Source organism: Corynebacterium glyciniphilum AJ 3170, assembly GCF_007673095.1.
GTDB lineage: Bacteria > Actinomycetota > Actinomycetes > Mycobacteriales > Mycobacteriaceae > Corynebacterium.
This window is the reverse complement of the sequence record NZ_VDYZ01000002.1, coordinates 255789-280584: the sequence shown is the minus strand read 5'-3', so window position 1 is coordinate 280584 and position 24796 is coordinate 255789. Positions and strand designations below refer to the sequence as shown.

24 protein-coding genes are annotated in these 24796 nt (G+C 65.4%); 12 read left to right on the top strand and 12 right to left on the bottom strand.

Annotated elements, in window-relative coordinates:
- Positions 1–9: 9 nt before the first annotated feature.
- Entirely contained in the window at positions 10–1050 is a 1041-nt protein-coding gene (locus FS507_RS03285) for an aspartate-semialdehyde dehydrogenase (RefSeq protein ID WP_145941383.1), read from the top strand.
- A 111-nt stretch (positions 1051–1161) separates the two neighbouring features.
- On the opposite strand, the gene FS507_RS03280 is transcribed toward FS507_RS03285, so the two are convergent.
- Positions 1162–1761, bottom strand: a complete 600-nt coding sequence (locus FS507_RS03280) for a TetR/AcrR family transcriptional regulator (RefSeq protein WP_145941382.1) — start codon at positions 1759–1761, stop codon at positions 1162–1164.
- A 93-nt stretch (positions 1762–1854) separates the two neighbouring features.
- Here FS507_RS03280 and FS507_RS03275 point away from each other — a divergent pair, with 93 nt between their 5' ends.
- The 5 genes from FS507_RS03275 to FS507_RS03255 all read left to right on the top strand — a co-directional run bounded on the left by FS507_RS03275 (position 1855) and on the right by FS507_RS03255 (position 6434).
- Positions 1855–2448, top strand: a complete 594-nt coding sequence (locus FS507_RS03275) for an NAD(P)H-dependent oxidoreductase (RefSeq protein ID WP_222121382.1) — start codon at positions 1855–1857, stop codon at positions 2446–2448.
- On the top strand, positions 2449–3534 hold the full coding sequence (locus FS507_RS03270) for an LLM class flavin-dependent oxidoreductase (protein WP_145941381.1): 1086 nt from the start codon (positions 2449–2451) through the stop codon (positions 3532–3534).
- Positions 3534–4268, top strand: coding sequence for an SDR family oxidoreductase (locus FS507_RS03265; protein WP_145941380.1), 735 nt, complete (start codon positions 3534–3536; stop codon positions 4266–4268). The genes FS507_RS03270 and FS507_RS03265 overlap by 1 nt, the downstream gene beginning before the upstream one ends.
- Positions 4269–4301: 33 nt before the next feature.
- Entirely contained in the window at positions 4302–4907 is a 606-nt protein-coding gene (gene wrbA, locus FS507_RS03260; RefSeq protein WP_222121381.1) for an NAD(P)H:quinone oxidoreductase, read from the top strand.
- A 180-nt stretch (positions 4908–5087) separates the two neighbouring features.
- Entirely contained in the window at positions 5088–6434 is a 1347-nt protein-coding gene (locus tag FS507_RS03255) for a YkvI family membrane protein (RefSeq protein WP_145941378.1), read from the top strand.
- Here the strand turns inward: FS507_RS03255 and FS507_RS03250 are convergent.
- Genes FS507_RS03250 through FS507_RS03240 form a run of 3 tightly spaced genes read right to left on the bottom strand, consistent with a single transcriptional unit; the run spans position 6422 to position 9502 of the window.
- Positions 6422–7459: a ferrochelatase gene (locus tag FS507_RS03250; RefSeq protein ID WP_260853135.1), complete on the bottom strand. Its 1038-nt coding sequence runs from the start codon at positions 7457–7459 to the stop codon at positions 6422–6424. The genes FS507_RS03255 and FS507_RS03250 overlap by 13 nt on opposite strands.
- 10 nt (positions 7460–7469) lie before the next feature.
- A complete protein-coding gene (locus tag FS507_RS03245; RefSeq protein WP_145941377.1) occupies positions 7470–8837 on the bottom strand; it encodes a TIGR01777 family oxidoreductase in 1368 nt (455 codons plus the stop codon).
- Entirely contained in the window at positions 8834–9502 is a 669-nt protein-coding gene (locus FS507_RS03240; protein WP_145941376.1) for an RNA polymerase sigma factor, read from the bottom strand. The genes FS507_RS03245 and FS507_RS03240 overlap by 4 nt, the downstream gene beginning before the upstream one ends.
- Before the next feature lie 291 nt (positions 9503–9793).
- On the opposite strand from FS507_RS03240, the gene FS507_RS03235 reads away from it, so the two are divergent.
- The 4 genes from FS507_RS03235 (at position 9794) to FS507_RS03220 (ending at position 15136) form a co-directional block, all read left to right on the top strand.
- Positions 9794–11431, top strand: a complete 1638-nt coding sequence (locus tag FS507_RS03235) for a catalase (protein ID WP_145941375.1) — start codon at positions 9794–9796, stop codon at positions 11429–11431.
- 113 nt (positions 11432–11544) lie between these two features.
- Positions 11545–12690 carry a tyramine oxidase subunit B gene (locus tag FS507_RS03230; protein WP_260853134.1) on the top strand — a complete coding sequence of 382 codons (1146 nt, stop codon included), beginning with the start codon at positions 11545–11547 and terminating at the stop codon, positions 12688–12690.
- Positions 12691–12752: 62 nt separating this feature from the next.
- Positions 12753–14153, top strand: a complete 1401-nt coding sequence (gene glnA, locus FS507_RS03225; protein WP_440130333.1) for a type I glutamate--ammonia ligase — start codon at positions 12753–12755, stop codon at positions 14151–14153.
- A gap of 92 nt (positions 14154–14245) precedes the next feature.
- Entirely contained in the window at positions 14246–15136 is an 891-nt protein-coding gene (locus tag FS507_RS03220; protein WP_145941372.1) for a GDSL-type esterase/lipase family protein, read from the top strand.
- A 90-nt stretch (positions 15137–15226) separates the two neighbouring features.
- On the opposite strand, the gene FS507_RS03215 is transcribed toward FS507_RS03220, so the two are convergent.
- Genes FS507_RS03215 through FS507_RS03190 form a run of 6 tightly spaced genes read right to left on the bottom strand, consistent with a single transcriptional unit; the run spans position 15227 to position 22280 of the window.
- Positions 15227–15649 (bottom strand): Na+/H+ antiporter subunit G, encoded by a 423-nt coding sequence (locus FS507_RS03215; protein WP_145941371.1) that lies wholly within the window; start codon positions 15647–15649, stop codon positions 15227–15229.
- Positions 15650–15657: 8 nt separating this feature from the next.
- Entirely contained in the window at positions 15658–15936 is a 279-nt protein-coding gene (locus tag FS507_RS03210) for a monovalent cation/H+ antiporter complex subunit F (RefSeq protein WP_145941370.1), read from the bottom strand.
- Entirely contained in the window at positions 15933–17072 is a 1140-nt protein-coding gene (locus tag FS507_RS03205) for a Na+/H+ antiporter subunit E (RefSeq protein ID WP_145941369.1), read from the bottom strand. Before FS507_RS03205 ends, FS507_RS03210 begins: the two co-directional genes overlap by 4 nt.
- Complete coding sequence (locus FS507_RS03200) at positions 17072–18733, bottom strand: monovalent cation/H+ antiporter subunit D family protein (protein WP_145941368.1); 1662 nt, start codon at positions 18731–18733, stop codon at positions 17072–17074. The genes FS507_RS03205 and FS507_RS03200 overlap by 1 nt, the downstream gene beginning before the upstream one ends.
- The gene (locus FS507_RS03195) at positions 18733–19161 is read right to left on the bottom strand and encodes a cation:proton antiporter subunit C (protein ID WP_145941367.1); all 429 of its coding nucleotides are present in this window, start codon (positions 19159–19161) and stop codon (positions 18733–18735) included. Before FS507_RS03195 ends, FS507_RS03200 begins: the two co-directional genes overlap by 1 nt.
- Positions 19158–22280: a DUF4040 family protein gene (locus FS507_RS03190; protein ID WP_145941366.1), complete on the bottom strand. Its 3123-nt coding sequence runs from the start codon at positions 22278–22280 to the stop codon at positions 19158–19160. Before FS507_RS03190 ends, FS507_RS03195 begins: the two co-directional genes overlap by 4 nt.
- A gap of 178 nt (positions 22281–22458) precedes the next feature.
- On the opposite strand from FS507_RS03190, the gene FS507_RS03185 reads away from it, so the two are divergent.
- On the top strand, positions 22459–23316 hold the full coding sequence (locus FS507_RS03185) for an aldo/keto reductase (protein ID WP_145941365.1): 858 nt from the start codon (positions 22459–22461) through the stop codon (positions 23314–23316).
- 81 nt (positions 23317–23397) lie between these two features.
- On the top strand, positions 23398–24099 hold the full coding sequence (locus tag FS507_RS03180) for a response regulator transcription factor (protein WP_260853133.1): 702 nt from the start codon (positions 23398–23400) through the stop codon (positions 24097–24099).
- Positions 24100–24184: 85 nt separating this feature from the next.
- Here the strand turns inward: FS507_RS03180 and FS507_RS03175 are convergent, their stop codons facing one another.
- Together FS507_RS03175 and FS507_RS03170 are read right to left on the bottom strand one after the other, a co-directional pair.
- On the bottom strand, positions 24185–24484 hold the full coding sequence (locus FS507_RS03175) for a GlsB/YeaQ/YmgE family stress response membrane protein (RefSeq protein ID WP_145941364.1): 300 nt from the start codon (positions 24482–24484) through the stop codon (positions 24185–24187).
- A gap of 57 nt (positions 24485–24541) precedes the next feature.
- Complete coding sequence (locus tag FS507_RS03170) at positions 24542–24739, bottom strand: CsbD family protein (protein WP_075814019.1); 198 nt, start codon at positions 24737–24739, stop codon at positions 24542–24544.
- Positions 24740–24796 lie beyond the last annotated feature (57 nt).

Here is a 24796-nt window from a genome sequence, read left to right as displayed (position 1 = left end):
ACACCAGTCATGACCACCCTCGCCATCGTCGGCGCCACCGGCCAGGTCGGCCGCGTGATGCGTGACATCCTCGAACACCGTCCTTCTGTCCTCGAGAAGATCGACACGGTGCGGTTTTTCGCTTCGGCACGTTCCGCCGGCACCGGTATCGAGTTCAACGGCGGCACCGTCGTCGTCGAGGACGTCGAGGCGACCTCCACCGAGGACCTGCGCGGCATCGACGTCGCCCTGTTCTCCGCCGGCGGTGCCACGTCCAAGGCACAGGCCCCCCGTTTCGTCGAGGCCGGCGCAACCGTGGTCGACAACTCGTCGGCGTGGCGCAAGGACCCGGACGTCCCGCTGATCGTCTCCGAGGTGAACCCGGAGGACGCGAAGGACGTGCCCAAGGGCATCATCGCCAACCCGAACTGCACCACCATGGCGGCCATGCCGGTGCTCGGGGCACTGCACGGCGAGGCAGGTCTGAAGCGCCTGCATGTGTCCAGCTACCAGGCTGTCTCCGGTTCCGGCCTGGCCGGTGTGAAGGCACTGGCGGACCAGGTCCGAGCGAATCTGGAGGTCCTGGAGAACCTCGCGACCGACGGCTCGGCCCTGCAGGTCGACGACTTCGGCCCGTATGTCGCCCCGATCGCGTTCAACGCGCTGCCGATGGCGGGAAGTATCGTCGACGACGGCTCCGGGGAGACCGACGAAGAGCAGAAGCTGCGCAATGAGTCGCGCAAGATCCTGCACCTTCCTGATCTGCCGGTGGCCGGTACGTGCGTGCGTGTGCCGGTGTTCACCGGCCACACCATGACGGTGCACGCGGAGTTCGACACCGCGATCACACCGGCTCAGGCCGAGGAGATCCTGTCCGGGACCCCGGGCGTCCAGCTCTCCGATGTCCCGACTCCGCTGGCGGCGGCCGGTGTGGATCCGTCGCTCGTGGGCCGTATCCGCCAGGACCAGTCGGTGGAGGACGGCCGTGGCCTCGTGCTCGTCGTCTCCGGAGACAACCTGCGTAAGGGCGCGGCCCTGAACACCATCCAGATCGCCGAGCTGCTGCTGTAGCTCCCCGACGTCCCGGATGTGGGGCGGTTTGCGAGTCTGGCCGCGCCGAGTTGCCCGACTCGGCGCGGCCAGACTCGTAAACCGCCCCTGTGGTTTGCGTGGCGTGTCATCTCACACGACCGCGGCGACCACCCGGGCCAGCGTCGTCCTGCCGTCCTCCAGGGACACCGTCCCGAGGATATAGGCGCGGGCGATACCGTCCGCCGCCCCGAGGATCGCCTGCATCGCGGCTTCGGTGACGTCCCCCGTCGTGGCGAAAGGCAGCAGCGCCGCCCTGCACCGCGCGCTGAAGGCCACGTCCGCCTCCTGCCGCAGCTGTTCCAGCTCCGCCGAACCCGACAACGCACCGCTGACTCCCGGGAGGGCGGCGCTCTCCTCGTCCACGCAGTCCAGGTAGGAGTCCGCGACGACCTGCGCCGTCGATGCCAGGGTCGCGGCCGACCCCTCGGCGGCGGCAGCATCCGCCGCCGCGTCCAGCTTGTCGTAGGTGCGGCCCTTGAACTCCCGGTACAGCTCCACCAGGATGCCGGCCTTCGTTCCGAAGTGCTGGTAGACCAACGGTTTCGTCACGCCCGCGTGCTCGGCGAGGCGGGCAGGGGTCAGTGCGTCGACTCCTTCGCGGCCCAGGAAATCACGTGCGGCCTCCAGCAGTTGGGCATGACGGTCGTCGTAGGACATCCGGCGGCGGGAGCCGGTTGTGGCAGGGGGCATTGCGAACCTTTCAACGATGCGCTAAGTTACGAACAGTAAGTTACAGTTCGTAACTCCGTGAATACACCGCAGTCTAACCGAAAGGTGCAGCAGATGCATGCCCTCGTTCTCTTCGCCCACCCGGAAACCGACTCCCTGACCGCATCGGTCGCGCGGCAGGTCACCGACCGGCTCGACCAGCAGGGATGGACGACTGAAATCGCCGATATCGCCGCTGAGGGATTCGATTCCCGTCAGAGCAGCGCCGATCTCGACGTCGTCCGGGGGATCGGTACCCCACCCGCCGACGTTGTACGTGAGCAGGAGCGCGTGGAACGCGCCGACGCCGTCGTCATCGTCCACCCGGTCTACTGGTGGGCCATGCCAGGTCTGATGAAGGGATGGTTCGACCGCGTCCTGACCTTCGGGTGGGCTTTCGGCACCGAGGACGCCACCGGTCTGGCGGACCGGGACGTCCACCTCGTCCGTGTCGGCGGCAGCTCGCCGGAAACCTACGACAAGCACGGCTACCGCGACGCGATGCGCACCGGTGTCGAACACGGCATCTTCGAGTTCGCCGGCTCGCCCCTGGTCTCGTCCCACCTCCTGCACAGCGCACCGGAGGGCGTCGCGGGTCGTCTCGAGGAGACCGTGGACGCTGTCGTCGACGCGGTCGCCAACTCCCGCGTGAAAGTGACGGTGTCCTAGATGAGCACACCTGAGAACCCCACCGCCGTCGAGATCGGGGTGGACACCTTCGGAGACGTGTCCTCCCTGGAGAGCGGCATCGTCCTGACACCGGCACAGACACTGCGCGCCATCGTCGACGAGGCGGTGCTGGCTGACCGGGTCGGCCTGGACTTCTTCGGTATCGGTGAACACCACCGCGCCGACTACGCTGTGTCGTCACCGGAAATGGTGCTGTCCGCCATCGGTGCGAAGACCGATAACATTCACCTGACCAGCGCGGTCACCGTGCTGAGCTCCGATGACCCGGTGCGGGTGTACGAACGGTTCTCCGCGCTGCAGGGACTCACTTCAGGGCGTGCCGAGATCATCGTCGGGCGCGGTTCCTACATCGAGTCGTTCCCGCTGTTCGGCTACTCCCTGGACCAGTACGAGGAACTCTTCGACGACCGTCTCGACCTGTTCAGCAGGCTGATCACCGGTGAGCCGGTCACCTGGCAGGGCACCACCCGTGCCCCGCTGGAGAACCAGCTGGTGCATCCCGCTCCGGAGTCCCCGTTGCCGGCCTGGGTGGCCGTGGGCGGCACTCCGCAGTCGGTCGTGCGAGCCGCGCGCTACGGCATGCCCGTCATACTGGCGATCGTGGGAGGCCAGCCGGCCCGCTTCGCGCAGTTCGCCGACCTGCACCGGCGTGCCCTCGCGGAGTTCGGACACGCCCCGCAGCCGTTGGGGGTCCACTCGCCCGGCTACATCGCGGAGACGGACGAACAGGCCCGCGACGAGTTCTTCCCCTACTTCGCCGAGGCGATGGAGAAGTTCTCCAAGGGACGCGGCGGTACCGGCTACAGCCGGGCACAGTTCGACCGGGACGCCACCCGGGGTGCGCTGATGGTCGGCTCACCGGAGACCGTCGCACCGCGGATCGCCGACACACTGACCACGCTCGGTGCGTCGCGGTTCTCGTTGAAGTACTCCAGCGGCCACATGCCCCACGAACAGTCGCTGAGGTCCATTGAACTGTACGGAACGGAGGTGGCGCCGAGGGTCCGGGAGCTCCTCGGACAACGGGCCGGTGCCACAGGAACCACCGGAGAAGGAGGAGAGTAATGGGTACACGACTTCACGGGAAGCGCGTCCTCGTCATCGGTGGCGCGAAGTACCTCGGCACGTCCGTCGCCCGGGCAGCTGCGGACGAAGGTGCCGTCGTGGTGCTCGGTGCGCGCGACGAGAAGTTGGCCTGGTCCGTCGTCGCTGAACTCGGTGGTGACCACGCCCAGGACCATTCGGCGATCCACCTGGACGTGGCCGACGAGCCGTCCATCCTCGCCGCCGCCCAGTCACTCGGCGAGGTGGACCACGTCGTCATCACCGCGTCCGCGCACCACAACGTTCCGGTCGCCGACCTGGAACACGACGGCATCCTCAACGCCGTCGAGGCGAAGATCATCGGTCCGATGCTCCTCGCCAAACACTTCGCTCCGCGGATGCCGTCGACCGGGTCTTTCCTGCTGTTCTCGGGGACAGCCGCGTGGAACCCGTCGGCAGGCCTGACCGTGATGGGCGTGACCAACGGGGCGGTGTCCTTCATCGCCAGCCAGCTCGCGCACGAACTGGCCCCGTTGCGGGTCAACGCCATCTCGCCGGGAATCACCGACTCCGGCACGTGGGACGGCCTTGACGAGCAGGCCCGCACCGGCATGTACGACGGCGCGGCAGCGGGAAGTCTCGCAGGCCGGGTCGGCACCACTGACGACATCGCCGACGCCGCCGTGTGGTTGCTGGCGGCCGACTACGTCTCGGGTGAGACGATCCACGTCGACGGCGGCTCACGGCACGCCTGAACAACAACACGAACCATCAGAAGGAGAAACATCATGTCACGCATCGCAGTGATCTACTACTCGTCCACCGGATTCACCTACTCCATCGCGAAGGCCTTCGTCGAGGGCGCTGAGGAAGCGGGTGCGGAGGTTCGGCTGCGTCGTGCCGGCGAGCTCGCCCCGGAGCAGGTCATCAACAACAACCCCGCCTGGGCTGAGCACCTCGCCGCGACCAGCGACGTCGAGGTCGCCACCCCGGACGACCTCGTGTGGGCGGACGGGTTCATCCTGGGGTCCCCGACCCGTTTCGGTCAGCCTGCCTCGCAGCTCAAGCAGTTCATCGACACGACCAGCGGGCCGTGGGCGGCCGGGGAACTCGCCGGTAAACCGGCGTCTGTCTTCACCACGACGACTGAGGAGCACGGGGGCCAGGAAGCGACCCTGCTGTCGCTTCACCACACCCTCTTCCACTGGGGTGCGACCATTGTCCCGACCGGCTACGTGGACTACCCGCTGTCGCACGCGGCCGGCGGGAACCCCTACGGTGTCAGCGCTGTCACCGGGAACGGGGCCCCGGACGAGCACGTCCTGGCACTCGCGAAGTTCCAGGGTAAGCGTGTCGCCGCGATCTCGGACGCCCTCACACCGGTGAACGCCTGACGTACACCATTCACCGGCTAATGTGATCCGTGCTACTGTTTCGGTCATCGACTATTTGTGATCACAGATTTCATGAAGTGTCGGGACGCCAAACCTGGGGCGCACAGGCTCCAGCACATCGCCGAGCTGTCGGCCAGGCTCCTGTAGCCAGCGCCCCGGCGCTGGAACAGGAGAGCTCTGGTGAAGAAAGCACTGGTCATCGCCCTCGCCTACTTCGGGGTGACAGTGGGCGCAGGTTTCGCGTCAGGTCAGGAACTACTGCAGTACTACGCGTCCTACGGATTCTGGGGGATCGCGGGCGCGGCCGTGGTGGTGGTGCTCATGCCGGTCACCGCGATGGTGATTCTGCAGTACGGGAGTTACTTCCGGGCGCAGTCCCACGAAAAGGTCTTCACCGGGGTCACCTCGAAACCGGTCGCGGTGTTCCTGGACTATTCGCTGTCCGCAGCCCAGTTCTGCATCGGTTTCGTGATGATGGCCGGGGCAGGGTCCAACCTCAACCAGCAGTTCGGTCTGCCCCTCTGGGTCGGTTCGGCCCTGATGGCGGTTCTCGTCCTGGTCACCGGGATGCTCGACGTCGACCGTGTCACCAACGTCATCGCGTTGATCACACCGGTGATGATCCTCCTGTTGGTCGCTGCCGGAATCTACGCGCTGACGAACCCACCGGAGTCGCTGCAGGCAGTGAGTGACTTCGCGATCGCCAACGTGTCCTCCCCGTTGCCCGGCTGGTTCCTGTCGACGCTGAACTACGTCGGCCTGGCGATGTTCAGCGGTATCTCCATGGCGATTCTCATCGGTGGAAGCCACTGGAACACCAAGACCGCCGGATGGGGCGGATTCCTCGGCGGCAGCCTCTTTGCCGGCATCCTGGTCCTCATCACCGTCGCGCTGCTGTTCCGGATTACGGATGTCGCAGACAAGGACCTGCCCACCCTCGAGCTGATCAACCAGATGAACCCCGGTATCGGCATCGTGGCGTCCATCGCGACGTACCTGATGATCTTCAGCACCACGCTCGGCGTGTTGTACTCCCTGGGCAAGCGGCTGACGGTGAACCGTGCGACGGGGTACCGTCCGGTGTTCATCGTGCTGACGCTCGCCGCCTTCGGCCTCAGCTTCTTCGACTTCGCCCTGCTGGTCAACAAGGTGTTCCCGATCCTCGGCTGGCTCGGTATCGCGCTGGTCGCCGTGCTGCTGGGGACGTGGGTGGCGAACGGGCGCAAGCGCATCGGCAAGGAGGTCCTGCGTCGCGACCGGATCCGTACGCTGATTCTCCGCCTCGTCGACCCGAGGGGGAAGTTCACCCGTAAGGACTGGGCGACGCTCCAGAAGTCGTTCAAGGAATCCAGCGTCACCGTGGGGCAGCTGCGGGATGACGTCACCGAGGACGTGGTCCAGGAACTGGACAGTGACGACGAGAGCGAATTCTCAGCCGAGGACTTCGATTCCGAGGAGTTCTGGGAGGAGACCGTGGAGGAACACCGGGGCAAGGGCCAGGAGGGCCAGGAGGGTCAGGAACGCTGACGGGCGGTCGTGGAGACAGCCACGCCTGACACCTGGTCCACCAGGTCGAGCACCAGTTCAGTGAACTCCGGGGTCGGGCCGGGCGTGGCAGCGCGGACCATCGTGACCCCCAGGTCTGCCGCGGTGTCCGCAGCTTCATTGTCGAGGTCCCACATCACCTCCATGTGGTCCGAGATGAAACCGACGGGAACCAGCACGATGGGGCGGGCGTCACCGTCCTCTCCGCCGACGGTGGCTTCCAGGTGGTCGCAGATGTCCGGCTCGAGCCAGGGGATGTGCGGGGGGCCCGACCGGGACTGCCACACCAGTTCGACATCGGTTCCGTCGTCGCCGTCGGAGGCGAAACTGCTCAATGCGCGGATCTCCCGGGCCGCGGTCAGGACCTGACCTGAGTAGCGGTGGGTGGCGTCGACAGAGGACGCCTCGTCGGCGGACAGGGGTACGGAGTGGGCCGTGAACAGGAGACGCGCGTCGTCCTGCTGTTCGGCGGGAAGTGACTGCCGTGCCTCGTCCACGAGCCGGGCGAACGTCGACAGGAACAACGGATGATCGTGGAAGGGGCGGATCTTCGTCATCGACGGCGGGGTGATGCCGGCGTCTCGACAGGACTGCATAGCCCGCTCGATGTCCTCGCGGTACTGGATGTCCCCGGAGTAACCGCCCCAGGCCGACGTGGCGAAGACGATGACCTCCGTGATGCCGTCGGCCACCATCTGCTTCGTGGTGTCCTCGACATACGGTTCCCAGTTGCGGTTGCCGAAGTACACCGGGAGGTCCAGTCCACGTGACTCGATCTCGGTGCGGAGATGGTCGATGATCTCGAGGTTCTGGTCGTTGATGGGGCTCTTACCCCCGAAGCGGTAGTAGTGCTCGCCGACCTCGACGAGTCTCTCCCGGGGGATGCCCCGCCCCCGGGTGACGTTCTCGAGGAAGGGAACCACATCCTCTTCCTTCTCCGGTCCTCCGAAAGAGAGGACGAGCAGTGCCCTGCGGGCGGTGGTGCCAGACATGCCAGACTCAGCCATGCCCCTGATCCTACTCGTCGGGGAGCCCCAACTCGTGGACCAGGGCGGCACGCAGGGTGGGGTGGCGGAAGGTGTGGCCGAGTGTTTCGAGGACGGAGGGGGCGACGTTCTGGTCCGCCAGGGCGAGCTCTTCGGCGCCCTGGACCCCGAGGAGCAGTGCCGGGGCGGCGGCGGGAACCGGAAGACTCAGTGGTACCCGGATGCGCTGCAGCTCCGCGAGGGCAGCGGTGAACTCGGCATTGGTGATCATCTGGGGGCCGACTGCGTTGACCGGCCCCGTCATCCCGTCGTCCAGCACGGCCCGCACATAGACGTCCACCAGGTCGTCCACCGAGATCCAGGGGAAGTGCTGGCGCCCTGAGCCCAGGACTCCGCCTCCGAGACGACTCGAGGCCCCCAGCGCGGTGAGCAGCGGTGACCCACCGGCCATGACCAGACCGGTGCGCACGTTCACCACGCGGCGGTCGGCGTTGGCGGCGGGTCCGCAGGCGTCCTCCCACTCGGAGACGACGTCCGCGAGGAACCCTTCACCGGCACCGGCGCGTTCGTTGACCCGTCCTGCACGACGGTGTCCGTAGAAGCCGACTGCGGACGCACAGATGAACGTCCGGACACCTTCGGTGGCAGCCGCGAGTTCGGCGAGCCGTCGGGTCGGACCGATGCGGGAGTCGCGGACCGCTGCCTTGTGTTTCTCTGTGAAGCGTCCCGCTATGCCCGCGCCAGCGAGGTGGACGACTGTGTCCACGCCGACGAGAAGATCCGGTGAGGGGTCGTCAGGGTTCCATACCCGGGAGTCCGGTTCGTGGGGGAGACGGGAGCGTGACAGCGGCACGACCGTGTGTCCCAGCGACCGGAGAAGAGCGACGAGACGGGTCCCGACAAGCCCGGTTGCTCCTGTCACGGCGACAGTGTGGTGGCCCGTGGCCGATGCGTCCCCCACCCGTGCCCTGTGGTCCAGATCGGCGGCGAGCTGACGGTGACGGTAATGGAAGACCCGGTCGAGAAGCGCCGCCGGTGCGGTACCCTCCACCGCGTCGGTGAGCACTGCGCCGCGGGTGGTGGCAGTGTCGTCGTCACGGAAGGAGTGGGTGTGTCTCCAGTGGATGAGCTGCCGGAGCGGAAAGTTGACACACTCATCGACGAAGAGGTGCCCGTCGACAAAGTCATCAGACTGGTGCCGGGCCTGCCACTCCCGCAGCCCCGGGATCCTGCCGGGGAGGGAGAGCACGGTGGTGCCGTCCTTCAGCGAGGATGCCTCAGCGGCGACACTGAGCAGTGAGAACCCGGGCGTCAGGCGCGTCACCGCGCCGGGACGGGTGTGCCAGTCCCAGACATCCTGGCGGGGAAAGGGGAGGTGTTGGTGGTAGCGGTGGGTCACGGACCCCAGTGTAGGGCCGGTCCGGAGTCTGTGTCCTGAGTGTCCTGAGTGTCCCCAGTGTCGTTCTGCAGGCGGCCACGTCCTGAGGCTTCGAGCAGGTCCGCCCGTGCCCGCGCGACCCGGGAGCGGATCGTGCCCACCCTCACGCCGCAGATGTCGGCTGCCTCGGCGTAGGTGTGGCCGAGGATCTGGGTGAGGATCAGCGCCTCCCGCCGGTCCGGGGCAAGGTCATCGAGCATGGCGCGGGCGTCGACCAGCTCCGCCCAGGTCTGTCCACCCGTGGTGTCCGGGGACGTGGTGAGTTCGGTCGCGTCCTCCCACTGCTCGGCGGACTTCCGTGGCCGGGCCATGTCGTGGCGTACGCTGTCGACCCAGGTGTGGCGTGCGAGTGCGAGGATCCACGTCCGCGCTGACGACCGGGCAGCGAACCGGGGGAGTCCGCTGAGTGCCCGGAGGTAGGTCTCCTGGGTGAGGTCGTCCGCACGGTCAGCGTCGGCGAGATGGGCGAGGAGACGCCAGACATCACCGTGGGTGGCCTCGATGAAGTCGTTGAGGGCTTTCCGGTCGCCGCCGGCTGCACGCAGGGCGAGGTCGGTGACGGCCTTGTCCGCCGTGTCATCCGCACGGCCGCCGTCGCGCGCCGACTGCGGGGATCTTCTTCGCACGGTTCTGAAGTCTAGCACCGTGGACGGGGCCCTGTGACCCCTGTGACCCCTGATGACCCCTGATGACCATTGATTCTGTCGCTATTACTATCGCAGATCGGCTACAAATAGCTGTAACCATTCAATATCGGAAAATTGATAGTGCGAACCTGAAGATTGACGTGTATAACGGGAATTGACGGCACAGCGCCTCCGTGACTGACGATCACGACCGCCGTGCGCCCGCCGTCATCCACGACTGACATGTGCGCGATCCGTGCACTACACGGCAGCCTCCAGGAGGGTTTACACATGAGCACCGACGAAAACCGCACTACCGGAGCGGGCAGCTCCCCCAGCTCTGAGGACATCGCCAACCGCGGCGTCTGCCCCTACTCCGGGCATTCCACCAACGCCAACGGTTCGCCCGTCACCACCGAGGAGCACTCGGTCACTGTCGGCGAACAGGGCCCGATCGCCCTGACGGACGTCCACCTCGTCGAGAAGCACGCCCACTTCAACCGTGAGCGCATCCCCGAGCGCAACGTCCACGCCAAGGGCTCCGGCGCCTTCGGTGAACTCACCGTCACCGAGGACGTCTCGCAGTACACCCGTGCCGACCTCTTCCAGAAGGGGCGCGTGACCCCGATGCTCGCCCGGTTCTCCACCGTGGCAGGTGAGCAGGGATTCCCGGACACCGTCCGCGACGTCCGCGGGTTCTCGCTGAAGTTCTACACGCAGGACGGAAACTACGACATCGTGGGCAACAACACCCCGGTGTTCTTCGTCCGCGACGGCATGAAGTTCCCGGACTTCATCCGCTCCCAGAAGCGGCTGACCAACGGCCTGCGCAGCGCTGACATGCAGTGGGACTTCTGGACCCGCAGCCCGGAGTCGGCCCACCAGGTCACCTACCTCATGGGCGACCGCGGAATCCCCAAGGACTTCCGCCACATGGACGGCTTCAGCTCGCACACCTACCAGTGGATCAACGCCGACGGTGAGCGTTTCTGGGTGAAGTACCACTTCAAGACCCGTCAGGGCTGGGACTTCTTCACCGACGACGAAGCCGGTGAACTTGTCGGCTCCGGCGACTTCGACCACTCCCGTTCCGATCTCTACGAGGCCATCGAGCGGGGTGACTACCCGACCTGGGACGTCAAGGTGCAGATCATGCCTCTCGACGAGGCCGAGGGATACCGCTTCAACCCCTTCGACCTCACCAAGACCTGGTCGCAGAAGGACTACCCGCTGATCGACGTGGGTCACTTCACCCTCAACGCGAACCCGCAGAACTTCTTCGCGCAGATCGAACAGGCCGCGTTCGCCCCGTCCAATATCGTTCCCGGTGTGGGGTTCTCCCCGGACAAGATGCTGATGGCCCGTGCCTTCGCCTACGCAGACACCCAGCGCTACCGCCTGGGCGCGAACTACCCGCAGCTCCCCGTCAACCGGCCTGTGGTGGAGGAGCGGAACTTCTACACCATGAAGGACGGCGCGGCAGCCTACGAGTTCCCTGCCGACGGTACCCCGGTGTACTCACCGAACCGGTTCGAGCGTGGCGAAGGCATCGCGGACGTCTCCGACGGTTCCGGTGCTGTCGAGAAGGGCGTGGAGCCCGGTGAATCCACCTACGGATTCGGACGTGGACAGGAGTCCGCCACGGGACCCGCTGATGAACTCGGTCTCTTCGACAACAACTACGGCGGTGATCTGACCCGCGGTGCCTACGTCCGGCATGCGGAGGACGATGACTTCATCCAGCCCGGGAACCTGGTGCGCGAGGTCCTGGACGATGCGGCCCGTGAGCGTCTGGCAGGCAATATCGCCCGTGCCATGCAGGGTGTGTCGGAGCAGGTCGAAGGGCAGTGCTGGACCTACTGGGGCAGGGTCGACGAGAACCTGCGCGACCGGGTCAAGGAGATCTACACCGAACTCAAGAACGGGTAGAACCTGAGACGTACCGTCACCCCCGGGCTCGGGGAGGGCGGCCGGGCCTGTCGACGGGACTCATGTACCGTGGTTTCCTGACAGAAATCGCATAAAACATGAGAAAGGTCGGCATGGCAGAAACCCGTATCGATTTTCGCTACCTCAACGAGCAGGAGATGATCGACGCCGGCGTCACCGACGTCGCAGCATGCGTCGACACCATGGAGGAGACACTGATTCTCCTGGCCGACGGTGACTACCGTATGGCCGGGCAGTCGGCCAACTCCCACGGTGCACAGGTCAACTTCCCCGAGAAACCCGGTCATGACGGAATGCCCGCCGACGGGCCGGATCGTCGCTTCATGGCGATGCCGGCCTACCTCGGCGGGCGTTTCCGTGCGTCGGGAGTGAAATGGTACGGGTCCAACACCGAGAACCGCGACCACGACCTGCCCAGGTCGATCCACCTGTTCATCCTCAACGACGCCGTCACCGGCGCACCACGTGCGGTGATGTCCGCCAACCTGCTCTCGGCGTACCGTACCGGATCCGTCCCCGGCGTCGGAGTCAAACACCTGGCTGTCCAGGATGCGGAGAGCGTCGGCATCATCGGCCCCGGTGTCATGAGCCGCACGATTTTTTCAGCGGCCGTGAGCCAGCGTCCGTCGATCCGCCGACTGAAAATCAAGGGCAGGTCGACGGCGTCCACGGAACGGGCCGCCCAGTGGTTCCGCGACCACCACCCCCAGCTGGACGAGGTCCGGGTCGTCGACAGTGAACAGGAGGCTGTCGAAGGAAGTGACATCCTCATCGCCGGAACATCGACGTCGCCTGAGGGACCCGAGGGATTCCCCTACTTCGCCACGGAGTGGCTCAAGCCCGGGGCTCTGCTGCTGATGCCGGCGGCCGCGAGGTTGGATGACGACTTCATCCGGAGCGATCGGGCGAACCTCGTCGTCGACTACACCGGCCTCTACGCTGAGTGGTACGAGGAGAACGGTCCTGACGTGACCTACGAGCAGCTCCTCGGTATCCCAGGCAACCGTTGGTGGGACATGTACAAGGACGGCTCCCTCGACGGTGACCGTCTCACGAACATCGGCGACATCGCCGCTGGACGTGCACCGGGCCGCACCGATGACGAGCAGATCTTCTGCTACTCGATCGGTGGTATGCCGGTCGAGGACGTCGCCTGGGCCTCTGACGTCTATGACAACGCGGTGGAGAAAGACATCGGAACAACGCTCAACCTCTGGGACGTCCCGGAGCTCAGATAGGAGCAGTGGAAGTGGCAACCACATCACCCGACAGTGCTGACCCGCAGAGCCTCTCCCAGTTCATCGAGGACCGGGGGATCCGCTGGATCGACGTGCGGTTCACCGACGTTCCCGGCACCGAGCAGCACCTGTCCGTCCCCGCGTCCTCGTTCAACGCCGAGGCGATGGAGGAGGGACTCGCCTTCGACGGGTCCTCGATCAGCGGGTTCACCAGCGTCGAGAAGTCCGACATGCTGCTGTTGCCCGATCTGAAGACAGCGTACGTCGACCCCTTCGTCGACTCCCGTACGTTGAACATCCAGTTCTTCGTCCACGACCCCCGTACCCGGCAACCGTTTTCACGCGATCCACGTAATGTCGCCCGTAGTGCCGAGGAGTACCTCATGTCGACCGGTGTGGCTGATGAATGCTACTTCGGGGCGGAAGCGGAGTTCTACATCTTCGATTCGGTCCGCTTCGACTCGGCATCCAACTCCTCCTTCCATGTCGTGGATTCCGAGGAGGGCTGGTGGAGCACCGGCGCGGAGAAGGATCCGGACGGCACCACCAACCTGGGGCACAAGGTCCGGCAGAAGCGGGGTTACTTCCCGACCGCGCCCTATGACCATCTCCAGAACCTGCGTAACGAGATCGCCGACAATCTCATCGACCTCGGTTTCGAGGTGGAGCGTGCCCACCACGAGATGGGTAGCGGGGGCCAGCAGGAGATCAACTACCGGTTCAACACCCTGCTGCATGCAGCTGATGCACTGCAGACCTTCAAGTACGTGGTGAAGAACACCGCGAAGGCGAACGGTAAATCGGCGACCTTCATGCCGAAACCGCTGGCGGACGACGGTGGGTCGGGAATGCACATTCATCAGTCGTTGTGGAAGGACGGTCGCCCGCTGTTCTACGACGAGTCCGGGTACGGCGGTCTGTCGGACATGGCACGGCACTACATCGGCGGGGTCCTGGCGCATGCGCCGGCCGTCCTGGCCTTCACCAACCCGACGATGAACTCGTACCACCGGCTGGTTCCGGGCTTCGAGGCGCCGACCAACCTGGTGTATTCGGCGGAGAACCGCTCCGCCGCGATCCGGATCCCGGCCACGGGGACCAGCCCCAAGGCCAAGCGGATCGAGTTCCGGGCGCCGGACCCGTCCGGCAACCCCTATCTCGCGTTCGCGGCCGTGATGATGGCGGGGCTCGACGGCGTGCTCAACCGCACCGAGCCCGCTGCCCCGGTGGACAAGGACCTCTATGAGCTGCCGCCCGAGGAGGCGGACGGGATACCCACCACACCGACGTCGTTGGAGCAGACGCTGGAGGCGCTGAGGGAGGACCATGACTTCCTCACCGCGGGCGGAGTGTTCACTGAGGACCTGATCGAGAGCTACATCGCCGAGAAGGTCGACAACGAGATAACCCCCGCCCGGTTACGTCCCACGACACTGGAGTACGAACTGTACTACGACTGCTGAGGGTTACCTGAACTTCTCGTGGTGTCCTGATGTGAGTTACGGTGCATGTGACCCCTTAACCACGTCAATCACCACGCCGTGAGGAGAGCGCCATGAGCCGCCACCGAGATACCCCTGCCCGTACCCGTTCACTTCGGAGCCGCGTTCTGGCGGCCGGGACCGCCGTGCTGAGCGTCTTCGGTCTCGGGGCTACCGCCGTCCCTGCCGCTCAGGCGGACACCCGCAATATCGTGGCGCTCGGCGACTCGTTCTCCTCCAACCCGGACCAGGTCCGCAACACCTTGCGTGGCGTCCCCGGACCGATCGGGGACTGGGCGGACGACTATCCGCAGACCGCCGGTTGTCTGCAGGCGCCGAACAACTTCCCGGCGAAGCTGTCGCAGGCCACCGACCGCCCTGTCGACGACTACTCCTGTACAGCCATGACCTCCGGATCGATGATGCACCGGATCAACCAGGCGATCGATGCCGGAGCTGTCCGCAACGACTCGACTGTGGTCCTCGCCGTCGGCATGAACGACTACGGTCTCTTCGGCGCCTTCGACAACGGCACCAATATCCTCGACCCGGGTAACGTCGCCGCCGCCTACCGGTCCAACATGCAGAAAGCGGCGGACCGGATCCGCTCCGTCGCTCCGGAGGCGCGGATCGTCGTGCCCGGGGCCCTGCCGACGGTCGACCGTAAGAACACCACGTTCTGTGCACTCAACGTCGTTCCCGACTTCCCGATGGGCGTGCCGGTGCCGCTCCTGCGTGACGTGGAGAACTGGAACCGCGACAACCAGCGTGCCGCCGCAGATGACATCGACGCGACCTACGTCGAGGTCATGGACGGAGCCCGCGGGCATGACACGTGTGCCGCCGACGATGACCGTTATGTCGCCGGGATCATCGACACCACCACACCGAACTACAACATGATGTTCCACCCCTCGGAGAACGGGTCCCGGTACCTTGCAGACACGGTAGCGCCGCACGTCTGAGTCCAGGCTCCTGCATGACAGAACCCCCGGCGGAGAGATCACCACGATTCTTCTGCCGGGGGTACTTCATGTCACTGCCGGGGGCCGTTCCTAGTTCGTTTCTTTGGCGCGTTCACCACCGGACAAGGGCACGGTGTGGTCCCAGAGGGTGGCGTGCAGCGCACGTCCCATCACATAGGAGCCCACCGCCTGGACCACGAGCAGCGCCAGGATGGCGACAATGCCGCGGACCAGGTAGCCGACCACGAATCCTTCTGTCGCCCAGGAGTTCACGAAGTCAGCGGCGACGAGCAACGGAAGGCCCATACCGAGGGCGGGGCCGAGCATGTTGACTTGACTCAGGGCGTCAGGAGCCAGGTACATGGCGACAGCGGAGACGAGGACGTAGAGGGCACCGACAACGGCCAGGATGCTGACGATGATGGCCGGAATCCATCCGATGTCGCTGGTTTTCTGGACGACGCTTCCTTCGGCCGCGAGAAGGTGCACGGTGGAGTGTGTCTGTGTAAGCATCGTTTCTCCTATCTCCGTCCCCGGGTGATGATCCGGGCGAAGGCCATGGTACTGATCGCGCCGCCGAGACCGGCGAGAAGCACGACGTCATAGGTGATGGACGAACTGTAGAACAGGCAGTACACCAGGAACCCGGCGATGATCGTGAGGAACACCATGTCGGCCAGGACGGCACGACGGGCGTCGTTGCGGGTCGACACCGCCCGCCACAGGACCAGCGCCATGGCAGCCGCGATGATCACCGCGGCTATCCCGGCGAAGATCCACAGGAATTGTGTGGGGGTCACTTCGACTCATCCTCTCTCGTGTCGTTCTCGGCCTGTGGTGTCTCTCCCGGTGCAGGGTCAGTTCGAGGAGTCCCGTGCCGGCCTCTCAGACGCGACAACGGTGTGCCCGGAAGCCCCCGACGTCCGCTGAGATCCAGATCGGGTTGCGGCAGGCGGGAGCGGACTTCGAGTGCGTTGACCAGGGAAGCGATCGGGGAGGTGCGTCGTCCGCTCCGGGACGCCTTGGCGCCGCCGGTCGTGGGGGTCGGCTCCTCCGTGTCGGACAGGGCGGAAATACCGCCGTCCTGGGACGGGGCCACACGGGCAGGGTCGATACCCTCTTCGGAGTCTTCGGCGTCGAGATCCTCGTCATCGAGGTCGAGGTCGGGGGGACTGAGCTCTTCCTCGAGTTTCCGGCGCCGCCGTTTCTCCTCCTCCTCGATCCTGCGCCGTTTCTCCTCCGCTGCTTTGCGGGCGTGGGTCTTGGCGATCTTCTCCCGTTGCTCGCGGGAGAGGCCGTCGAGGTCCTTCTCATCGAGATTGTCGTCCTGCCGCATGATCGCGGCGACGAAAGCGGCGGCGTGCGGGGTCGAGTCAACCTTCTCGATGTCGAAGACACCGTCCTCGCTGGCACGACCACCCCGGTTGCCGCGGTAGCCACGGGGTCCGGGGACGCCTCGCTCCACCAGGTGCTCCACGTCGAACTCGATCTTGCGTTTGCGCACCGACGGGGAGATCTTCGCCTCCATGACCGCCAGGGAGTGCAGCAGTTCCTGCGGGTCGGCACCGTACATGGCGTGGACCGCGAGGAAGCGCTGCACCCTGGTGAGTCCGTGGGTCCGGAATTCCGATGTTGCGACGGAACCTGCGTCGTTGAGGTTCCGCTTGCCGGCCGCGGCATCCTCGTCGACCTCCTTGGGGCCGGTCACCCCGAGGGAGAGGGTGCCCGGAGTCATCGTGATGGAGGCGATGAACACCGCGATGTCCCGTTCCCGGGTCAGTCGCAGCGGGTAGTAGATCATCACCGGTGCGATATGGCGTCCGGTGGTGAAGGTGTCGTAGGCCATGATCGTGGACTCTTTGACGATCTGGCCGATCAGCCAGACTGAGTAGGAGGTCCCGTGACCGATCTGGTGGAGAACATTCTTTAGCCCCATCACCGCGCTCCTTCCGTGGCGGTCGCCGCATCAGGTGCAGCGGTGGTTGATCCGGAATCTGTGTGCGCCAGCCCGTACTCCTCGGAGGGGAGCACGACACCCACGGCCTCATCCGGGTCACCGATCACCGAGTGGACGTAGTCCGTGGTGTCGGTCAGGGATGCAGCAGCGTCCCCGGTGACCTGGGTGAGTACCCCGATGAACAGGAACATGCCCACGCTGATCACCATCATCGTCGCGCTCGGGAGCGTGAGCCGCACGCTGACGGCGAGACTGGGGTCCATGTCCTGTCTGTCCATCGGCTTGCCCCAGAAGCATTTCCGCCAGACGTGCAGCATGCTCAGCAGTGCACCGATGGACGCTACGATGACTGCTCCTACTCCGACCCAGACCGTGGGCCCGGAGTCGCGCACCATGGCGAAGATCAGCATGAGTTTGCCCCAGAGGCCGGAGAACGGTGGGAACCCGATCAACGACATGGCCGCCGCAGCGAAGACGACGGAGATCATCGGGTCCCGACGCATCAGACCGGACAGTCGTCGGAGCCGACCGGTACCGTAGGTCTCCTCGATGGCGCCGGAGGCCATGATCATCGCGCCCGCGGTGATCATGTGGTGGAGCATGTAGAAGATCGCGGCGGACAACATCAGTTCGGCACTGCCGCCGAGGAAGGCCAGGGCTACGAGGATGAACGGGATGCCGTTGACCATCTGGTAGGAGACCACGCCCCGCAGCGTGGTCTCGCCGAGTGCGGCGAAACCACCGATCATCATGCCGATCACGGCGAACACCAGGATCGGCAGGGCCCACCGCTGGTCGCCTTCGAAGATGGTCATGTAGACCCGCAGGATGGCGTAGACGCCGACCTTGGTGTGCAGGCCGGAGAAGAGCGCCATTACCGAGGGTGACGTGGACCCGTAGGAGCGGGGGAGCCAGGTGTGCACCGGTGCGGCACCGGCTTTGACTGCCAGCGCGATCAGTACGATGCCAAGTGCGAGCCACAGCTGCCACTGGGTGCCGAAGACACCGTCGCCGAAACCGCCGGCACCACGCTCCCCGGCAGCCCCCGCGAGAGCGGCCATGTTCGTGGTGCCCACGACGGCGTAGACGAGGGCGACGCCGGAGAGCAGAGTCAGTGAGGTGATCAGGTTGACCAGGACGAATGTCCGTCCTGCGGCGAGTCGCGCCCATGTGCCGGTCATGGCCAGCAGCCCGAAGGACGGCATCAGCATGACTTCGATGAAGACGAAGAGATTGAACAGGTCGGCGGTGAGGAACGCGCCCCAGACTCCGGACAGGAGCATGAGTGTCATCGCCGGATAGAACCGGGCCCGGGATTCTCCGACGACCTCGGCGAACCAGTTCGCGGTGACGGCGACGACGGAGGTGGCCACGATCATCACGGCCGAGAGTGTGTCGGCGGCCAGGGGAATCGAGACACCGCCGACGAAGGAGCCGATATTGTCCGCGACGACGGTGGTCTCCCCGCCGCCGGACACCTGGGTCAGCAGGAGTACGCCGCCGACGACACCTGCCGCGGGAACGAGGAGGCCGAGGGCACGGCGAGGGAAGCTCCAGGGGAGGATCGCGGCGATGCCGGACGCCATCAGGGGGACAACGACGAACAGGGCGAGAAGCGGTCCGAGGGTCTCGGGGTTCATCAGTAGTCCACCTCTCGGTCGCGGCGGCGCTGCGCCTGGGCTGAGTCTTCGTCGATCCGGTGGGCCGAGCGCCGCCCCACCGTGTCCAGTGAGCGGAATTCACGGCGGGCACGCTGGACATCCTCACCGGAGCGGGTGTCGTCGTCGCGGCCGAGGGCGGCGAGAGCGAGCAGGACGGCTGTGGTCGCCATCGAGATGACGATGGCGGTCAGCACAAAGGCCTGGGGGAGAGGATCAGCGGACTCTGCAGGCAGCGTCTTGTCTGCGAGAGGATCAGAACGCCAGGCCCCGATACCTGCCGCGAGGAGAAGCAGGTTGACTCCGTGGCTCATCAGCGTGGCACCGATGATGACGCGGACCATTCCGCGTTGCATCACCATGTAGACACCCGCTGCGACGAGGAGGGCGATGATTGCCGCGATGATCATCGGTTGTCACCGTCCTTCCCGTTGTTCTCGTCGGCCGGTTGACCGTTTTCGTTGTGTTCCTGCTGTGTTCTCCGTTGCTCCTCGGCGACTGCCGAGGGGTTCAAGGGCACGGCGGATCCTCCCGCGGTGACTGCGACCTTCGATCCTGAAATCGCCTGGAGTTCGGGACGCTCTGCCATCGGTTTCGACGACTCGACAGGGCTCGCCTTGGACGGTTTACCGGCCTGTGCTCCGGGGCGGTCCCTGCCGCCCAGGGAGTTGAGCACGATGGTGACGATGCCGATCACAGCGAGGTAGACACCGCCGTCGAAGAAGAGTGAGGAACTGAAGTGCTCGGACCCGATGTAGAAGTGGATCGGGGCGAGGAAGCTGCCCTCGAAGAAACCGACGAGGCCGGTGAGCAACGCCAGGATGATACCTCCGCCGACGAACTGGTAACCCAGGTCCGCGCCTCCGATGCGCTTCGCATTCGGCTGGACGAGGTACCAGAACACCAGCCCGAGGGCGAGCATCAGGGCAGCGAGGAAGCCGCCACCGGGTGCCTGGTGACCGCGGTAGAGGGTGACCGCGGAGTAGACGACGAGCACAGCGAGGAAAGGCCACACGACCTGACGTCCCAGGATCGAGTTGAGGTGTGTGCTGCGCAGGTACTTCGAGTAGAACGGAGCCAGCTCCGGGATCTTGTGGACGTCCGGGAACTTGGTGGACCCTTCTTTCCGGAAGAGTTCTGCCGTGGAACCGGGGCCGTATCCCGGCACCGGGGACTTCGGCACCGACGAGACGATCGCGGCGATGACGATTCCCGCCATACCGAGGACGGACAGCTCACCGAGCGTATCCAGTGCACGGAACTCCACCAGGATTGCTGCCACGGTGTTGTTGGCACCGGAGACCTCCGGTGATTCATTGATGTACCACATGGCGAGCTCGGGGCGGTCGTGGCGCCCGATGAGCAGCCAGACCCCGACGAAGACCACGAGGCCGACGATGGCGGCAAGGGTGACAGCGAACTTCGTGCGGTTCTCGCCCTCCCTGAGGTAGAGCCGCGGCTGGTGTCGCACGACCAGCATGAGGAACACGGTCACGATGAACTCGACCATGAGGTTGGTCATCGCCACGTCCGGTGCACCGAGGGTCAGCATGATCCAGGAGACGCCTGCGCCGGCCACACCGACCAGGACGACGGAACCCATCCTGGACCGTGTGGAGATGATCGCCATGGTCACGAGGAACATGATGAGGAGTCCGGCCATGTCGGTGAGGTTGTCGATGCCGTCGACACGTGGGGGCAGCTCGCCGAGATGCTCGAGGCCACCGGGGCCGAAGAAGGCGGCGACGGTGAGCACCAGGATCATCACGAAGATCCACAGCAGGTGTGCGTTCGGGCTGAGCGTATTCCCGAGGCGGCTGACGAGACGGCCCCACCTGCTGGCCATGCGCAGGGTGAAGGCGATGAGTTCGTTGCCGGTGACAGGGAACAGCCGGTGGTCCTCCATCCAGTCGGTGTAGGCACGGTGGCGCAGAGCCACGAGAACGACACCGAGGACGATGACCGCGATCGTGATGTACAGCGGGATCCCGAAACCGTGCCACAACGCCAGGTGTGAGTGGGACTCACCAGCACCGATTGAGCCGACGACCGAATCCAGCGGGGAGTCCATCGTCGTGAGGAAAAGCACGACCGGAAGGGAGAGGACGCCGGGGATGGCTGCGGGGAGCCAGAAGGAGACGGGAGCCTCCTTGACCTCGTCGACCGGGACCACGTCGGCGGTGTCCACGGCGGACCCGGAATCGATGAAGGCCCCGATCAGGTACTTCGCGGAGTACATGAACGTCGCCACGGCACCGATGCCGGCCGCGATGAGCAGGACGATCTCCCAGGACGGCACAAGCGGGGACTCGGTGAAGGACTCGAGCATGCCCTCCTTCGACACGAAACCGAGGGTCGGGGGGATGCCCGCCATACTTGCCGCGGCAATGGCCGCGGCGGTGAAGGTCGCGGGCATCCGGCGCCAGATCGAACCGAGTTCGCGGATGTCACGGGAGCCGTTCTGGTGGTCGACGACACCGATGACCATGAACAGTGAGGACTTGAACATCGCGTGGGCAGCGGTGTGGACGACTGCGGCAGCGAGGGCGTAGGGCGTTCCGATTCCGATGGTGGCCACGATCCAGCCGAGCTGCGACACCGTGGAGTAGGCGGTGAGGCGCTTGAGATCGGTCTGCTGGTACGCGAAGACGGCGGCCATCACTGCCGTCGCCATGCCGGCGATGATCAGCATCAGGTTCCAGACCAGCACGTCCGAGAAGATTCCGGAGAACCGGAGCAGGAGGTAGATGCCGGCCTTGACCACGGCAGCGGCGTGCAGGAACGCCGAGACCGGGGTCGCCGCGGCCATGGCCTCGGGCAACCAGACGTGGAACGGCAGCTGCGCGGCCTTGGAGAATCCGGCGAGAGCCACCAGGACCGCGACGATGGTGGTGAGTGAGGCGTTCTGGCCCCAGACATCGCTGGCGATGATCCCGGAGATGCTCGTCGTGCCCGTGGCCACGACGGAGATGCCCAGGGCGACCAGGAGGCTCAGACCGCCGGTGAAGGTCAGGATGAGCGTCCGGACGGCACCGGGCTCGCCGGTGTGCCCGGCGCGGGCGATGAGGAAGAAGGAGGCCAGGGAGACGAGTTCCCACCCGATGAACAGGACTGAGACATCGTCGGCGAGGAACAGCAGCACCACCGAGAGCATGAACCCGGTCATCAGGACGTAGAAATTCATGATGTGCTCCCCGCGGTGGAGATACCGCGCGGAGTAGGCGAAGACCGCTGAACCGATCAACAGGGCAAGCAGCGTGAAGAACATCCCCAGGGAGTCCATGCGCAGGGCGAAGTCGAGGTTGGCTCCGTCTCCGCTGGCACCGGGGACGATGCCTTCCACCCAGGTGGCGGAGAAGACCGCGTCCTCCCCGTCGATGATGTCCCCGGCGTGGGACAGGACGTAGGCGGCCACCCCGAGGAACACCGCGGCCAACGGCCAACCGGCGTTACGGTCGAGAGCCTTGACCAGGACCGGGGTCAGTGCGAGAGCTATGGCAAGCACCACAGGAACGACGATCAAGGTCACGGTCTCATCAACACCTCACAGTTGTTCTGACTCGGCAGCCGCCCCGTGGCTCCTGCGGATCCGGCCTGGACCCCGGTAACCCTCATGCGACGGAGCCAGTTTATCAGGCGTGTCGCACACAGGTTCCGGCGGGACTTTGCAGTAGTGGCAGCCAGGGAGGGTTGTTATCATCGGGAGGATGTCGCATACAGCATCATCCACACCGACGTCACCGGAAACGTCCCTGGAGCTTCCCGCGCTCGGTTTCGGGACCTACAAGTTACGGGGGACCGACGGCAGCGAGGCCGTCGCCGGGGCGGTTGAGCTCGGGTACCGGCTCATCGACTCGGCCTACAACTACGAGAATGAGGGCACCGTGGGGGCGGGCATCCGTGCAGCGGTCGACCGCGGGCACGCGTCCCGTGAGGAGATCATCTACACCAGCAAGCTCCCCGGCAGGTACCACGAGAGGTCGGCGGCCCTCGCCACGGTGGAGGAGTCCTACTACCGTTCCGGTATCGGCCCGATCGACCTGTACCTGATTCACTGGCCCAACCCGAAACAGGGCCACTATGTTGAGGCGTGGAAGGCGCTGATCGAGGCGCGTGAACGCGGGCTGGTCAAGCACATCGGCGTGTGCAACTTCCTTCCCGAGCACCTGGAGGTCCTGGAGAAGGAGACCGGTGAACTGCCGGACGTCAACCAGATTGAGCTCCATCCCGCGTTCCCACAGGTCGGAGCACTGGAGTGGAATACCTCGCGCGGCATCATCACCGAAGGTTGGAGTCCTCTCGGGCGTGGAGCGGCCCTGGACAGCGCGCCGGTGCGCGACGCTGCGCGGGCGCATGACGCCACCGCAGGCCAGGTGGTCCTGGCGTGGCACCGTGCGGTCGGGTCGCTCGCTATCCCGAAGGCGTCGAGCCGGGAGAGGCAGCAGGAGAACCTGGATTCCCTGACACTGGACCTCACCGCGGATGAAGTCGAGGCGATCACCTCGCTGGGCACGCCCGACGGTCGTCTGAAGGGGCAGGACCCTGCAACATACGAGGAGTTCTGAGGCTCCGCGCGACTTTCCCGATGGTAGGGGAGAACGACAGGCGGACGCAGCGGACACAGCAGACACAGTAGACTCAGTGGCGTGTCTACACCTTCTTCGCCTCCCTACCGGCTCCGTCTGCTCAACGACTACGAGGTCGTGGTCGCGGGGCTCAGGACGATGCTCATGCCCTACCAGGACAGGATCCGCATCGTCGAGACGGACGTCGGCACCACCGGTGACCGTGCGGTGGACCTGACTCTCTATGACACGTTCGGGCTGACTCAGGCCGACGGCAGCGAGATCGACGAGGTCCTCCGCGATCCGGAGGCGGGTCACGTGGTGATCTACAGCTGGAACATGCAGGCGGACCTGATCCAGACCGCCCTGAACAAGGGGTGCCGGGGGTACATCGACAAGTCCATGGGCGCCGGTGTGCTGGTGGAGTGCCTTGAGGCGATCGGTGCGGGGGAGGTGCTGGTCTCCGACACCGCAGAGATCGTGGACCCGGCAGGCGCTGTGGGTGTCTCCGGCCCGACGACGGCTGACCCCGCGCTCGCCCGGGGGGCCTGGCCCGGCCAGGCAGAGGGGCTGACCGCCAGGGAAGCGGAGATCGTCGCGCTGATCACCCGCGGTCTCACGAACGCCGAGATCGCCACGCGCAGCTACATCACCATCAACTCACTGAAGTCGTGCATCCGTTCCGCCTACCGGAAGATGGGCGTGGAGCGGCGGTCGCAGGCGGTCCGGTGGGGGATGGAGCACGGTATGGTCCCGCCGCGGAAGGAAAAGCTCCCGCAGTAGGCCCCGAAAGCGAAGGAACCCCGCTCCCGGACACAGCGTGTCCGGGAGCGGGGTTCCTGTGCATTGCAGCAGTCGGGAGCTGTGGCTACCTCTTGCGGGTGAGGAGGCCGACGATCGCCAGCAGGATCACCGCACCGACCAAACAGGTGATGAAGCTGAAGATGATTCCCCCGCCGGCGACATCCACGCCGAACAAGGTCAACAGCCAGCCTCCGAGGAAGCCGCCGATCACGCCGACGACGATGTTGAGGATGATCCCCATGGATGCGTCGGTGCCCATGATCTTTGAGCCGATCCAGCCGGCGAGCCCGCCGACGATGATCCATCCGATGAAGCCGAGCGGCGGTGCCGATTCGGCTGCGAGGATTAGCGTTGTGGAGTCCATGTCATTCTCCGTTCATGAAGCGTTGTATGGTGCCCACGGACAGCGGTCCGCGGTGCTCTAGTTTCCGGTGATCTTGTTGATTCCCTCAGAAACCTTGTCCTTGGCATTCTCTGCAGCGTCCTTGACGCTGGATTTTGCCTGATCGGTTTTGCCGTCGCCCTTGAGGCGATCATTGTCAGTGGCGTCACCGGCGGCTTCCTTGGCCTTTCCGGTGGCGTCCTCTGCCTTGTTCTTGATCTTGTCGTCGAGTCCCATGAGGGGTTCTCCTTTCGACCGTCGGAAACTATGTCAGTGCCCGACTGTACGTGAATA